Source organism: Lutibacter sp. (assembly GCF_030692605.1).
Classification (GTDB): domain Bacteria; phylum Bacteroidota; class Bacteroidia; order Flavobacteriales; family Flavobacteriaceae; genus Lutibacter.
In genome coordinates, this window is record NZ_JAUYUD010000106.1 from 34,989 (window position 1) to 49,627 (window position 14,639).

General features: G+C 29.8%; 11 protein-coding genes. 10 read left to right on the top strand and 1 reads right to left on the bottom strand.

What is annotated here, in order from left to right; genetic code table 11:
- Nucleotide 1: 1 nt before the first annotated feature.
- Nucleotides 2-2,137, top strand: coding sequence for a molybdopterin cofactor-binding domain-containing protein (locus Q8S45_RS11125; RefSeq protein WP_305604719.1), 2,136 nt, complete (start codon nt 2-4; stop codon nt 2,135-2,137).
- A gap of 139 nt (nt 2,138-2,276) precedes the next feature.
- On the opposite strand, the gene gltX is transcribed toward Q8S45_RS11125, so the two are convergent.
- Nucleotides 2,277-3,848 (bottom strand): glutamate--tRNA ligase, encoded by a 1,572-nt coding sequence (gene gltX / locus Q8S45_RS11130; protein ID WP_305604721.1) that lies wholly within the window; start codon nt 3,846-3,848, stop codon nt 2,277-2,279.
- A 494-nt stretch (nt 3,849-4,342) separates the two neighbouring features.
- Between gltX and Q8S45_RS11135 the strand changes: the two genes are divergently transcribed.
- The 9 genes from Q8S45_RS11135 (at nt 4,343) to mnmG (ending at nt 14,630) form a co-directional block, all read left to right on the top strand.
- On the top strand, nt 4,343-4,771 hold the full coding sequence (locus tag Q8S45_RS11135; RefSeq protein WP_305604723.1) for a hypothetical protein: 429 nt from the start codon (nt 4,343-4,345) through the stop codon (nt 4,769-4,771).
- 446 nt (nt 4,772-5,217) lie between these two features.
- Entirely contained in the window at nt 5,218-5,403 is a 186-nt protein-coding gene (locus tag Q8S45_RS11140) for a hypothetical protein (protein WP_305604725.1), read from the top strand.
- Nucleotides 5,404-5,950: 547 nt separating this feature from the next.
- Nucleotides 5,951-6,169 (top strand): hypothetical protein, encoded by a 219-nt coding sequence (locus Q8S45_RS11145; protein WP_305604727.1) that lies wholly within the window; start codon nt 5,951-5,953, stop codon nt 6,167-6,169.
- 387 nt (nt 6,170-6,556) lie between these two features.
- On the top strand, nt 6,557-6,907 hold the full coding sequence (locus Q8S45_RS11150; protein WP_305604729.1) for a hypothetical protein: 351 nt from the start codon (nt 6,557-6,559) through the stop codon (nt 6,905-6,907).
- A 3-nt stretch (nt 6,908-6,910) separates the two neighbouring features.
- Nucleotides 6,911-7,699: a sensor histidine kinase gene (locus Q8S45_RS11155; RefSeq protein ID WP_305604731.1), complete on the top strand. Its 789-nt coding sequence runs from the start codon at nt 6,911-6,913 to the stop codon at nt 7,697-7,699.
- A gap of 1 nt (nt 7,700) precedes the next feature.
- Nucleotides 7,701-8,345: a response regulator transcription factor gene (locus Q8S45_RS11160; protein WP_305604733.1), complete on the top strand. Its 645-nt coding sequence runs from the start codon at nt 7,701-7,703 to the stop codon at nt 8,343-8,345.
- Between the two features lie 699 nt (nt 8,346-9,044).
- The gene (locus Q8S45_RS11165) at nt 9,045-12,311 is read left to right on the top strand and encodes a DUF4175 family protein (protein WP_305604735.1); all 3,267 of its coding nucleotides are present in this window, start codon (nt 9,045-9,047) and stop codon (nt 12,309-12,311) included.
- Nucleotides 12,312-12,314: 3 nt separating this feature from the next.
- Nucleotides 12,315-12,725: an rRNA maturation RNase YbeY gene (ybeY, locus tag Q8S45_RS11170; protein WP_305604737.1), complete on the top strand. Its 411-nt coding sequence runs from the start codon at nt 12,315-12,317 to the stop codon at nt 12,723-12,725.
- A gap of 33 nt (nt 12,726-12,758) precedes the next feature.
- Nucleotides 12,759-14,630 carry a tRNA uridine-5-carboxymethylaminomethyl(34) synthesis enzyme MnmG gene (gene mnmG, locus Q8S45_RS11175; RefSeq protein ID WP_305604786.1) on the top strand — a complete coding sequence of 624 codons (1,872 nt, stop codon included), beginning with the start codon at nt 12,759-12,761 and terminating at the stop codon, nt 14,628-14,630.
- The last annotated feature ends 9 nt before the right edge of the window (nt 14,631-14,639 follow it).

Sequence of the window (14,639 nt, forward strand, 5' to 3'; positions counted from 1 at the left end):
TATGGAAGCAGATAAAATTACACAGTTGTATTTTAGTGATGTTAATGAACCCGTTCGTTACGATCGAAGAAAATTTTTAAAACAATTAGGAAAAGGAATTATAGTTATATTTTCTTTAAGTGAATTGTCTTTATTACAAGGATGGAGTCAAAATAATACCCAAGAAAAACAAATAGATTTCAATGCTTTTTTACGTGTAAATGAAGACGGAACTGTAGATTGCTTTACTGGTAAAATTGAAATGGGACAAGGTATTATTACCTCATTAGCTCAAGTATTAGCAGAAGAACTAGAAGTTGGAATAAATGATGTAAAAATGATAATGGGAGATACAGATTTATGTCCTTATGATGCTGGAACTTGGGGTTCTTTAACCACCAGATTTGCAGATCCTGTTATTAGAGCTGCAGCTGCTGAGGCAAGAGAAATATTAATGGATATTGCATCTAAAAAGTTAAATGTGCCAATTGAAAATTTAGTTGCAAAAAATGGAGTTATTTATGTAAAAGATGATTCTTCAAAAAAGATAACTTATGCTCAATTAACTAGAGGTCAAAAGATAGTTCAAAGTCTTACCAAAAAACCAGAAATTAAAAAAGCGAAAGATTTTAAACTTATTGGAAAATCAATTATTAGTACCGATGCTGTTGCAAAAGTTACTGGAAAAGCACAATACACTGGAGATATAAAATTACCTGAAATGGTTTATGCAAATATTGTTAGATCAAGCGTATTTGGCTCAAAAAAAATAAGTGTAGATTCCAGTGGTTTAAAAGAATTTAAGGGAATTGAGTTAATTGATGATGGAGATTTAGTTGCAGTTGTACATTCTGATCCAGAAGTATCTTATAAAGCTTCTAAAAAGGTTAAAGTTATTTGGGATGAACCAAAATTAAATGTAGATAGCGAATCTATTTTTAATTATTTAGAAACCAACATAACATCTAGCTCTGTATTTGAAAATAGTGGTGATTTAGAGCAAGGAAGAACCAATTCAGCTAAAATTATTGAAGCAAAATATCTTGATGGTTATAAAGCTCATGCTGCAATGGAAACGCATTCCGCTACATGCCATTTTCAAGAAAATAAATTAATTATGTGGGCTTCAACTCAAACACCCTTTGGTACTCGAGCTGAATTAGCTAAAACATTTAATATGCCGGAAGAAGATGTAATAGTTAAACAAATTTTTGTTGGTGGTGGTTTTGGTGGAAAAATTTATAATCAACAAGCCGTAGAAGCTGCTAAAATTTCTAAAAAATGCGGTAAACCAGTTCAATTAGTTTGGAGTAGAAGAGAAGAGTTTATGTATGATATGTTTAGACCGGCTGCAATTATAAATACCAAAGCAGGTGTAGACAGCTATGGAAAACTAAATTTATGGGAATTCGATATTTATTGCGCTGGAACTAGAGGTACCAAATTGTTTTATAATGTACCTCACAATAGAACTCGAATGTTTAACAAAAATGATGTTCATCCATTTGGAACTGGTGCTTGGAGAGCTCCTGGAAATAATACTACAACATTTGCCAGAGAATCTCATATAGATGTAATGGCTCATTCAGTTGGTATTGATGCGTTGCAATTTAGATTAAACAATTTAAAAGATGATAATATGCGCGCTACTTTAGAATTGGCCGCAAAAACTTTTAATTGGGATAAACCTAAGAAAGAAGGACATGGCTATGGAATAGCTCTTGGAGAAGACGCAGGAACCTGTGTAGCTTTAATTGCAGAAGTATTTGTTAATAAAAAAACAGGTGAAGTTAAACCTATACGAATTGTTTGTGGGCAAGATATGGGACAAGTTGTAAATCCGCATGGTGCAATTTTACAAACAGAGGGAGGAATAACAATGGGATTGGGTTATGCGTTGTATGAAGATATTGAATTTACTGGAAGAACTATAAAATCTTGGGGATTTAGTAGTTATAAATTTACACAATTTTCAAATACACCTCCAATAGAATGTGTATTTATAGATAAAATGGATTCAAAACCACAAGGAGGCGGTGAACCAGCAATTATATGCGTTGGTGGCGCAATTGCAAATGCTGTTTTTGATGCTTGTGGCGCTAGAGTTAATAGATTGCCAGTTACACCTAAAAGAATATTAGAAGCGCTTAAAATTTAAATTTATTAAAAGGTTATAATGTAAAATTAGAACTACAGAAAACGTCATCGCGAAGTTTTGATAAAAACTAAAGAAATCTGCCAATTAGAAACAGATTACTTCTTCGTTATCACTCATCGTAATGACGTTTTTGAAAATTTTAGAATGTAGCAATCGCTTTTTGAATTCTTCTAATTGTTTCTTGTTTCCCAATCATTTCAGCAATATCAAATAGGTGAGGACCTTTCATGTCTCCAACCAAACTTAATCTAAAAGGTTGCATCACTTTTCCAAATCCAATTTCTTTAGAAGTAATCCATTCTTTAACAGCAGTTTCAATGTTTTGAGATTTAAAATCTTTAATAGATTCAAGAACAGTAATTAGCTCTTTCATTATGTCTGAGGTATCTTCTTTCCAGTTTTTAGAGGCAGCTTTTTCATTATAAGAAGTTGGAGCTACAAAAAAGAAACTGCTTAATTCCCAAAAATCACTTACAAATGTGGCTCGCTCTTTTATTTGTGAAACAACTTTGGTAATGTAATCAAGGTCAAATATGTGTGCGTCATTACGAGGAGTTGACGACGAAGTAATCTCATCTTTCACAGCAAGGTGTTTTTCCACAATAGGAGCAAATAATTCAGCCAATTCGGCATCAGATTTTAACAACATGTATTGTTGATTAAACCAATTTGTTTTATCAGGATTAAATTTAGCACCACTTTTACTTACACGTTCTAATGTAAATGCTTCACAAAGTGCTGACAAGGTAAATAGTTCTTGTTCAGTTCCAGGATTCCAACCCAATAAAGCCAGCATATTTATAAAAGCATCGGCAAAATAACCATCTTCTTTATACCCTCTTGAAATCTCGTTTGTTTCTTCGTTTTTATATTCCAAAGGAAAAACAGGAAATCCTAATTTATCACCATCGCGTTTGCTTAATTTTCCTTTTCCTACAGGTTTTAAAATAAGTGGTAAATGAGCAAATTCAGGAGCTTCCCAGCCAAATGCTTCATATAAGGCTATGTGTAAAGGGAGCGATGGTAACCATTCTTCACCACGAATTACGTGGCTTATATCCATTAAATGATCGTCAACAATATTTGCTAAATGATAGGTTGGCATCCCGTCACTTTTAAACAAAATTTTATCGTCTAAAATATCTTTTCTAAATGAAATTGGACCACGAATTATATCTATAGATTCTATAGTTTCTTGTTCACTTTCGGGTTCATACATTTTAAACCGAATTACATATTCTTCACCGTTTAAAAGGCGTTTTTGCACTTCATCTTTAGAAAGTGAAATAGAATTTGTAAGTTTTGTTCTGTTATGCCAGTTATAGATAAAAGTTTCCCCTTTTGCTTCGTAGTCTGTTCTATGAAAATCTAATGCTGAAGTAGTATCAAAACAGTAATAGGCATTACCGTTTTCAATTAATTGATCAGCATATTTTTTATAGATCTCTTTTCGATCAGATTGTCGATAAGGACCGTATTTTTCATTTTTATTTGGACCTTCATCAAAAGGAATGTTACACCAATTTAAAGCGTCAACTATATATTTTTCAGCATTAGCAACATATCTTGTTTGGTCTGTATCTTCAATTCGTAAAATAAAAGTACCCCCATGTTTTTTAGCGAATAAATAATTAAAAAGGGCAGTTCTAACACCACCAATATGTAAAGGTCCTGTTGGACTTGGGGCAAATCTCACTCTAACATTTTGCATTGTAAATGAATTTTAAAATGCAAAGATAAATTAACCAAAGAAATACACACCTTTATAATACAAAAAAAGGCTACAGGAATGTAGCCTTTAAAAACGTTACCCAAAAACGATTTTTTAGAAATAGAGAATGTCAATCAACTATTTTAAAGTGTGGGTGACAATTAATATAATGTTCTGTTTGTGCTATTTTTAAATTCAATATCTGATCCCGCTTTAGTAATTATCTGATTCAATATATATAAGTTTAGTAAAAGAGCAAAAAACACAATTAATCCTATACCAAATGTTTGGATGCTTTTTTGGTTTAGGTATTTTAATATTTTCATGTGTTGCTAATTTTATTTCTTTTTCAGATACCGAAGGTAGAACTTATTATAATTGTTTAAAAAGGGATTTACACTGTTAAATATGGGGAAAAACACCCTTTTTTATTTTTGTTTTAAAATTGAAGCAAATACACTAATTTTAACATTTAAATAAATATATATATAATTATGAAATTAATTACACCACAAGAGGCAAAAGAATTAAATCAAAATTTTATTAAAACGCGCTCAAAAGAATTAGATAAAATTGTTGAAAGAGAAACTGGAAATCCAACTAAAAAAGATGCCATTTCTAGTTGGTTTTCTTTGGAAGAATTAAAAGAATACATTGCGTATGTTGAAGCGCAAGGAAAAGCCAAAAATATTACTGTAAACGGGTTGCGCGTATATTTTGGAGCCTATGCTAAAAACGATAAAAAAGAAGATAAAAAAGCACTTTCTACTGTGTTTTTTGTACCCACCCAAGCTGCAGTAGGTTCTTTAAACAAAGAAGGTGTTGAGGGCGGAGAAGGCGGTTCTGATGTGGATAGCATTGATGGAATGAATTACGGAACATCAGGAAATCCTCCACAAGCACCTTATCCTCAGATACAATAGTAATTTTTATGTGGGGTATAATAATTAATATATTACTGTTTATTACAGTAATTATAGGAACTGTTACATATAAAAAATATAATCATACATTTTTAAAATATTTTTTATTTTTTTTATTCTATGATTTAATAAATGAAACAACTGCGTTTTTTGTTGGTAATGGATTAAAAAAGAACACGTTTATTTTGTATAATATTTACATGTTTGTAAGTGTTTTATTTTACTTGTTTACAATCTACCATTACACCAAAAAGAACAAAGTTTATTTACCATTATTAATTATTTTGTATATACTTTTTTGTTTAAGTAATGTTTTATTTTTTCAAAAATCAATTCAAACAAGCCAAACATATTCGCTTATAATAGGTAGTTTTTTTATACTTATAGGTGTTATTTATTTATTTGTAGAACTTTTAAAGAGTGATGATATATTAAAGATTAATAAAATGCTTTTGTTTTGGTTAAGTATTGGAATTTTAATTTTTTATGCAGGTATTGTTCCAATATATGTAATGATAGAATTTCTAAATTACAAAGGAATATTTAAATATATTTTAGTCGCTTTAAATGTAATTATGTTAAGCTGTTTTAGTATTGGTTTTATTGTAACTAAAAAAGAATATAATAAATAATGTATGGATAGTAAGAGTTTAACATGTTTGGAAGTAGATGATATTGATGAAATGAATTACGGAACATCAGGAAATCCTCCACAAGCACCTTACCCTCAAACCGAAGTTTAAATTTAAAAAATAATGCTCCTTTATGGTTATTAGAGCTTTTTTAATTTTATTAGTTATTTCAATAACTTTTTTTGTAGCCATATTTAACTTTAAAAAGTTTAAAACAACACCTATAAAATATTTTATATATTTTATAGGTTATGTTTTTATTAGTGAAACTATTGCAAATATTTATTTATCAAAAGGAGTAAATACAGTTATTATAAATAATGTTTATAGCATTGCATATACTTTTTTCAATTTGTTTTTTTATTCGATTTTAATTAAAAATAAAAAGTCAAAAAAAATTGGTTATATAATGATGTTTTTCTTTGCAATTAGTTTGATAATTAATCAGTTATATTTTCAAAAATTTGAACATAGGTTGCAGACTTATACATTCATTTTAGGATTATTTTTGGTAACATTTTTAGTTTTTATTTATTTTCTTGAAATTATGAATTCAAATAAAATTATTTACGTTACAAGGCTTTCTGAATTTTGGATTAGTACTGGAATCATTATTTTTAACTTTGGTTTTATTCCTGTTTTAGTGGTTGCCGAACTTATAAAATGGGAAGGTGTATATCACTATATATTATTATTTGTAAACGTAATTATGTATGGGTGCTTTATCACAGGTTTTATGGTAAGTAAAAAAGAATATAATGTTTAATTTTATAGCAAGTAAAGTCAGTAGTAATATTGAAGAATTTTATGGGTTAAATAATGGCTCAGTAGTTCAATTACTTTCAGCAGTATATCCACAATTAAATTGAAATATTTTAATCTAATATATCCTTTAATTTATTTGATTACAATATTGATTGTAGTTGTTAATTTTGATAAAATTAGAAGTAGTAATTTATTAAAATTACTACTAATTTTCTTAGTCTATTCATTTATAACAGAATTGATCTCCTTTGTAATTGGAGTAATTTTTAGAAAGGGCACATTTTATATATATAATATTTGGAATTTAGCTAATAGTTATTTTTATTTTTATTTTTTTTATAAGTTAATCAACAATAAATTATACCGTAATTTTATTAAAACTATTATATTGATTTATACATTAATTTCTATTATCGATATTGCTTTTTTTACAAATTTTATTTTAGAACATTTGAACTATAACATTATAGTTTCAAGTATTTTAATTGTTCTTTCGGTAATGTTGTATTTTATTGAATTATTAAAGAGTGATGCGGTTTTAAAATTAAATACTTCAATCTATTTTTGGATAAGTATAGGGGTTTTATTTTTTAATATTGGCATGATTCCGATTTGTGTAATTGCCGAACTAATAAATTACAATGGTGTTTTTGATATTATAATTTTAAGTTTAAACATAATAATGGCTGGTTGCTTTATCACAGGTTTTATAGTAAGTAAAAAAGAATATAATGTTTAATTTATGGGACAAACTGAAATTCAAATTTTAATTTTTGTAACCACTATTATAGTTTTAATATTGGCTATTACATTAATTGTGTTCTTTTTTTACTTTCAACAGAAAAAGACAGCTTATTTATTAAAACAGCGCGAAACACAATTACTTTTTGATGAAGAAATTACCAAGTCTAAATTAGAAATTCAAGAACAAGCACTTCAAAATATAAGCTGGGAAATACACGATAATGTGGGGCAGTTACTTTCAGTTGCAAAAATGCAATTGAATATGGTACAATTAACATTACCTATAGAACAGCAAGAAAAAATTAGAGAAACGGGAGAAATTATTGGTAAAAGTTTACAAGAACTGCGTGGTTTGGCAAAATCTTTAAATCCAGATACTATTAAAAATAAGGGTTTAATAGAATCTATAACCCATGAAATTGAAAGGTACAATCGCTTAAATTTTATTAAATCTAATTTTGTAATTTCTGGGGAAACTTATAGTTTAACCAACGAAAAAGAAATAATTTTATTCAGAATATTACAGGAATTTTTTAATAATACTTTAAAACATGGAAAAGCAAAAATATTAAAGGTAGACCTTGTTTATCAACCTTCATTTTTAGAAATTTTTATTGAAGACAATGGCGTTGGTTTTGATGTTTTAGATACAGATTCACAAAAAGGAATTGGCCTTTTAAATATGAAAAGTAGAACCAATTTAATTGGCGCCACGTTCAATTTAAACTCGAAAGTAAACGAAGGCACTAAGTTATATATAAAATGCCCAAAAGAAAAAGAGAGTTAAAATGGAAAAAATAGATATTATTATAGTAGACGATCACATGTTATTTTCTCAGGCTTTAAACGGCTTAGTTTCTCAATTTACACGATTTAACGTACTCAAAGTTTTGAGCAATGGCAAAGAAGTTGTGGACTATTTTTCGAATAGTAATAAAGAGCCTGAAATTATTTTAATGGACATACAAATGCCCTTAATGAATGGTATAGAAGCTACACAATGGTTAAAAGATAATAAACCCGAAATTAAGGTTCTTGCGCTTTCTATGGAGGCCGATGAGGTTACTATTTTAAAAATGCTTCGTGCTGGCGCAAAAGGGTATTTATTGAAAGATATTCATCCAGATATTTTATTGCATGCATTAAATGAAGTGCACACTTCAGGATTTTATTATACCGAAAATGTAACCAACACACTGTTAAATTCTTCACCTAATAAAGAAAGCGAAAGACGTATAAAATTAAAAGACAGAGAATTGGAATTTTTGAAGCTCACGGTTTCTGAAAAAACATATAGAGAAATTGCAGAAGTCATGTTTTTAAGTCCGAAAACTGTTGAAAATTACCGAGAAGCATTGTTCGAAAAATTAGAAGTTAAATCACGTATTGGCTTGGTAATATATGCCATTAAAGAAAAAATAGTGATTTTATAATCGCTTATTTTTCTATGAAAATTAGTTCAACGTACTAATAAATTAAAGGTAATTAATAGTTTAGAAAAATAGTCATTGCTAATTTTACTTTTTTTAAGTAAAATGTGGCAATCTCACGATTAATAAACAGATTGCCACACTCGTACCTCATTCGCAAAAGACGTAAATAGTTTATATTCAGGTAGTATTGCTCTTTTTTATATCGAACTCACGTTAATAATAAATTAAAGGTAATTAATAGTTTAGAAAAACAGTCATTGCGAATTTTACTTTTTTTTAAGTAAAATGTGGCAATCTCACAATCAATAAACAGATTGCCACATTCGTACCTCATTCGCAAAGACGTAAATAGTTTATATTCAGGTAGTATTGCTCTTTTTTATATCGAACTCACGTTAATAATAAATTAAAGGTAATTAATAGTTTAGAAAAATAGTCATTGCGAATTTTACTTTTTTTAAGTAAAATATGGCAATCTCACGATTAATAAACAGATTGCCACACTCGTACCTCATTCGCAAAGACGGAATCGACTGATATTTAGAAATTAAAGTTTCATATTATTAATTGAATTGGTTCTAATTGAATTTAGGTTATACTATTCTTTAACCGTTTAGGTTTGTTTTTTTGACTGCCTTTAGATAATTTATCTTATTATTTTAAGTAAATTTATCAGCTACAACTTGTTAACTACTAAAATTGAATTCAATAAACGAAATACAACTCAAATTACAACAGTTTATAAATAAATACTATTTAAATGAATTGTTAAAAGGCATGTTGCTGTTTTGCTCCATTGGTTTATTGTATTTTATTTTTACACTTTTAATCGAACATTTTTTATGGTTACAGCCAGTTGCTCGTACTCTTTTATTTTGGGTTTTTATTGGGGTAGAATTGTTGTTGTTTAATAATTACATTTTAAAATCTATTATTAAATTAGTTGGATTAAGAAGTGGAATTTCCACAAAAGAAGCGGCAAAAATTATTGGCAATCATTTCCCAGAAGTAAGTGATAAGCTGCTTAATATGATACAGCTAAAAGAATTGTCGCAAGATTCTGATTTGGTGTTGGCAAGTATCGATCAAAAGGCAAAGCAATTGGTTCCAATTCCTTTTAAAAGGGCTATTGATTTTTCAAAAAATAAAAAATACGTACCGTATGCAGCTATTCCAATTTTATTTTTAGTTGGGGCTTATATATCTGGAAATCAGTTTATAGTAGGTGATAGTTTAAATAGAATTGTGCACTATAAAACAGCTTTTGAAGCACCTGCTCTATTTAGTTTTATTGTTGAAAATAAAGTTTTATCCGTAAAAGAGGGTGATGATTTTACCTTAAAAGTTGGTATTAAAGGTTCGGTTATTCCTGAAAACCCGTTGATAATAATCGATGATGAACCATTTTATTTAGAAAGTGAATCTTCAGGAAAATTTAAATACACCTTTTCCAAATTAAAGAAGGCAGTTTCATTTCATTTTGTGGATGGAAAAGTCCGTTCAAAATCGTATGAAATTGCACTAAAAACTGTTCCAGTAATTGAAGAATTAAAAATGGTGTTAGATTATCCTAATTACACCAATATTAAGGATGAAATTATATTGAATTCGGGTAATTTAAGTGTCCCAGCTGGAACAAAAATCACATGGATTGTAAGCACTGCTAAAACGGAATCATTGCAATTTATAAGCGATATCGGTCATTCTCAACCTTTTCAAATAGAAAAGGAAAATCACTTTAGGTTAATGCATACCTGCATGAAAGATTTTAATTATAGTATTGGAACTACCAATAGAAACTTTAAAAATCACGAGGTGCTGGATTTTAAGATTCATGTTATAAATGACGAATTTCCAAAAATTCAAATGGAGTCCAATCTAGATTCTATTCGTAACGAGCCAGTTTTATTTGTTGGACAGGTAAGTGATGATTATGGTATTTCTAAAGTAAATTTTATTTATTACACTACCAATAAACCTAGCATTATTTCTACTGTTTCAGTTAGTGTTCAAAAAGGTTTTATTGCCGATGTAGCTTTTGTTGTACCAGAAAATTTGAAATTGAAAGAAGGCGAAAATTATGAAATGTATTTTGAAGTATTTGATAACGATGGAATACAAGGAGCTAAAAAGAGTAAGAGTAAAATATTCTCGTTTTATAAGATGACCAAAGATGAAAAGGATATTGCAATGTTGAAAGATCAAAAGAATCAAATTGACGAAATGAGCAAATCTTTGGATAGATTTAAAAGAAGTAATAAAGAGGAAGAGGCTTTTAAAAATGCGCTAAAAACTAAAGAAAATTATAATTGGGACGATTTAAAAAAATTAGAAGATAATCTAAATCGTCATAAAAAATATGAACAGCTTTTTAAAGAATTAGGAGAACAATTTAAAAGTACGGTTCAAAAAGATTTTGAGAACGAAAAACTAAATACAGATAGCAAAGAGATAGAAAAAAGAATTTCTGAGAATCAGGAATTGATGCAGCAAAATAAATTATTGGATGAATTAAAGAAGTTGGCTGAAAAAATGGACAACGAAGGGATGATGCAAAAAATGGATGATTTGGTTCAAAAGAATAAACGAAATGAAAAATCGTTGGAACGAATTTTAGAGCTTACAAAAAGATTTTATGTAGAACAAAAAATGAATAAAGTAAGTGAAGATTTACTAAAATTATCTGACGAACAGTTAAAAATTGCTGACAATCAAGTAAAGGAGAAACAAAGTGAATCGCAAGAAAGTATCAATAAAAAATTTAATGAAATTGAAAAGGATTTAGAGGAACTCAACAAGGAAAACGATAAACTGAAGCGACCTATGGATATTCCTGAGGTTAAAGACGATGTAGAGGAGGTAAAAAAAGAGCTGGAGAATCTTCCTAATGAATTGAAGCAACCCAATTCAAAAACGAATAGCAAGCAAAAATTTGCTGCTCGAAAAATGAAAGAGTTAGGTAAAAAACTAGAAAAAAACATGCAAGAAGGTGAAAGTGAAATGATGGATGAAAACATTGAAGACCTGAGAATAATAGTTGAAAACCTGATCGAATTTTCTTTTAAACAAGAAGATTTATTGAAAAAATATCAATCTAGTAAAGGAAATAGAATCGAGTTTTCCAGAAATCTTAAGGAGCAAAATTTACTCAAGGAATATTTTACACATATTGACGATAGTTTGTATGTGCTTTCACTTCGTTTGGTTAAAATGAGCACAGCGATTCAAACCGAAGTTGAAAATACGCACTATTACTTGGATCAGTCCATTTCAAATTTTTCTGAAAGTCTTTTTCCGCAAGGCTTTGCCGACCAGCAATTTGTTATTACAGGCGCTAATAATTTAGCAAATTCATTAAGTAATGTTTTGGAAAGCTTGTTAAATGCGTCTATGAGTATGGGTAAGGGAAAAGGAAAATCAGGTGATTTTTCGTTGCCAGACATTATTAAAAAGCAAGGTGATTTAATGAAAGAGGCACAAAAAGGATTGGATAAATCAGGTCAAAAACCGGGAGAGAATGGCAAGGAAAAAGGAGATGGGGAAAATGGAGATCAAGATGGTGACAGTTTGTACGAGATATATAAGCAGCAAGAAATATTAAAAAACGCGTTGCAAGAGTTGTTAAATAAAAATGGTGAGGGCGGTTCTAAAGGAAATGCACCATTAAAATCTATGGAAGATTTGCAAGTTGAATTGCTTAAAAAAGGTTTTACAAAAGAACTTATTAAAAAAATGAGTGACATTCAATATCAGTTATTGAAATTAGATGAAGCTAGTTTTGAACAAGGTGAAGATCAAAATAGAAAGGCTACTAAAAGTGAGGATAATTTTCAAATGACCAACGAATTAAAATTAAAGCATGAGCGCTTGTTTAAGAATTATTATGAAATATTAAATAGGCAATCATTACCTTTGCGTCCTGTTTTTAAAGAAAAGGTGCAAAATTATTTTAAGAAAGAGGAGTAATTTATGATTGAGTTTAATTATGAGACCGAGTTTAATGTAAGTAATGAAGACAAAGTTAAACATTGGATAAGCGGTTGTATAAAACGCTATAAGTTTAGAGAAGGCGAACTTAATTTTATATTTTGCGATGATAAGTATTTGTTAAAATTGAATCAAGATTTCTTGGAACATGACACTTTAACTGATATTATTAGCTTTGATTACACGATGGGAAAACTAATAGGTGGAGATATTTTTATTTCTGTAGAAAGGGTTAAAGAAAACGCTATTTTATTTAATCAAACCTTTGATAATGAATTAAATAGAGTTATAATTCATGGAATATTACATTTCTTTGGATTTAAAGATAAAGCAACTGAAGATGTAGTTAAAATGAGAACGGCTGAAGATGAATGTTTAGAATATTTTAAATAGATGTTCCACGTGGAACATTAAAAAATGAGTAATATGTTTAGCACAAAATACGATGTTATAGTTGTTGGAGGTGGTCATGCAGGTAGTGAAGCTGCTGCTGCAAGCGCAAACTTAGGAGCTAAAACTTTATTGATAACAATGAGTTTGCAAAACATTGCTCAAATGAGTTGCAATCCTGCTATGGGAGGTATTGCAAAAGGTCAGATTGTTAGAGAAATTGATGCCTTAGGTGGTTATAGTGGTATTGTTACAGATAAAACCGCTATTCAATTTAAAATGCTTAATAAATCAAAAGGACCGGCAATGTGGAGTCCGAGAGCTCAAAGTGATCGTATGCGTTTTGCTGAATGTTGGAGATTAATGCTGGAACAAACGGAGAATTTAGATTTTTATCAAGATATGGTAAACGGTCTTTTGTTTGATGGAGGGAAAGTAGTTGGGGTTAGAACTGCGCTAGGAATTGAAATTAAATCTACAAGCGTTATTATAACTGCGGGCACTTTTTTAAATGGCTTAATACATATTGGAGATAAAACATTTGGTGGCGGTAGAGCTGGTGAAAGGGCTTCAACAGGAATTACTGAAGATTTAGTTAAAAAGGGTTTTGAAGCAGGTAGAATGAAAACAGGAACACCCCCTCGAGTTGATGGAAGATCATTAGATTATTCAAAAATGATAGAACAACCCGGAGACGATAATCCTGAGAAATTCTCATTTTCTCCTAACACAAAACCACTTGCAATTCAGCGTTCATGTTATATGACATATACATCGTTGGATGTACATGACTTACTTCGAACAGGTTTTGATAGGTCGCCCATGTTTAATGGAAGAATACAAAGTATTGGACCTAGATATTGCCCTTCTATTGAAGATAAAATTGATCGATTTTCTACTAAAGAGCGACATCAATTATTTGTAGAGCCTGAAGGCTGGGACACTTGTGAAGTATATGTAAACGGATTTAGCACATCATTACCTGAAGATGTTCAAGATAAGGCGTTGCGAAAAGTAGTGGGTTTTGAAAATGTAAAGTTTTTTAGATTTGGTTATGCGATTGAATACGATTACTTTCCACCAACCCAATTAACTCATACCCTTGAAACGAAGCTGATTAAAAATTTATATTTTGCTGGCCAGATAAATGGCACTACTGGGTACGAAGAAGCGGCGGCTCAAGGCCTAATGGCGGGTATTAATGCGGCATTGAAAATTCAAGAAAAAGAGCCTTTTATTTTAAAGCGAAGTGATGCTTATATTGGCGTTTTAATAGATGACTTAATAACAAAAGGCACAGAAGAACCTTATAGAATGTTTACTTCTAGAGCTGAATATCGAACACTATTAAGGCAAGATAATGCCGATTTAAGATTAACTCCGCTCTCATTTGAGTTAGGTTTAGCGTCTAAAGAACGAATGAAAAGAGTAGAAGAAAAGCAAGAAAAAACAGATTTGTATGTTAAGTTTTTGCAAGATACAAGTGTAAAACCCGAAGATATTAATCCAATTTTAGAAGGAAGAGAAACTGCTTTAATTGATCAGTCTATGAAGCTTTTTAAAATTGCATCTCGCCCTCAATTATCCTTTTCTGATCTTGAAAATTTAGTAACTATTAAAAAGTTTGTTGACACCAACAATATAGATACTGAAATACGTGAACAAACAGAAATTCATGTAAAGTATGCAGGTTATATTGAAAAAGAAAAGAACCAAGCAGATAAAGTAAATCGTTTAGAAAATGTAATTATTCCAGAGAGTTTTGATTACCGAAAAGTAAAATCGATATCCATAGAAGCTCGTCAAAAATTAACTAAAATTAAACCTAGAACCATTTCTCAAGCAGGGAGAATTAGCGGAGTTTCCCCAAGTGATATTTCGGTTTTGTTGGTTTATATGGGGCGCTAATAAATATGT

Excerpts from the sequence above, each read along its gene's own strand:
- Q8S45_RS11160 (WP_305604733.1), top strand. The coding sequence starts at position 7,701 with ATGGAAAAAATAGATATTATTATAGTAGACGATCACATGTTATTTTCT.
- mnmG (WP_305604786.1), top strand. The coding sequence starts at position 12,759 with ATGTTTAGCACAAAATACGATGTTATAGTTGTTGGAGGTGGTCATGCA.
- Q8S45_RS11155 (WP_305604731.1), top strand. The coding sequence starts at position 6,911 with ATGGGACAAACTGAAATTCAAATTTTAATTTTTGTAACCACTATTATA.
- gltX (WP_305604721.1), bottom strand. The coding sequence starts at position 3,848 with ATGCAAAATGTTAGAGTGAGATTTGCCCCAAGTCCAACAGGACCTTTA.
- ybeY (WP_305604737.1), top strand. The coding sequence starts at position 12,315 with ATGATTGAGTTTAATTATGAGACCGAGTTTAATGTAAGTAATGAAGAC.
- Q8S45_RS11145 (WP_305604727.1), top strand. The coding sequence starts at position 5,951 with ATGAATTCAAATAAAATTATTTACGTTACAAGGCTTTCTGAATTTTGG.
- Q8S45_RS11140 (WP_305604725.1), top strand. The coding sequence starts at position 5,218 with ATGCTTTTGTTTTGGTTAAGTATTGGAATTTTAATTTTTTATGCAGGT.
- Q8S45_RS11125 (WP_305604719.1), top strand. The coding sequence starts at position 2 with ATGGAAGCAGATAAAATTACACAGTTGTATTTTAGTGATGTTAATGAA.
- Q8S45_RS11135 (WP_305604723.1), top strand. The coding sequence starts at position 4,343 with ATGAAATTAATTACACCACAAGAGGCAAAAGAATTAAATCAAAATTTT.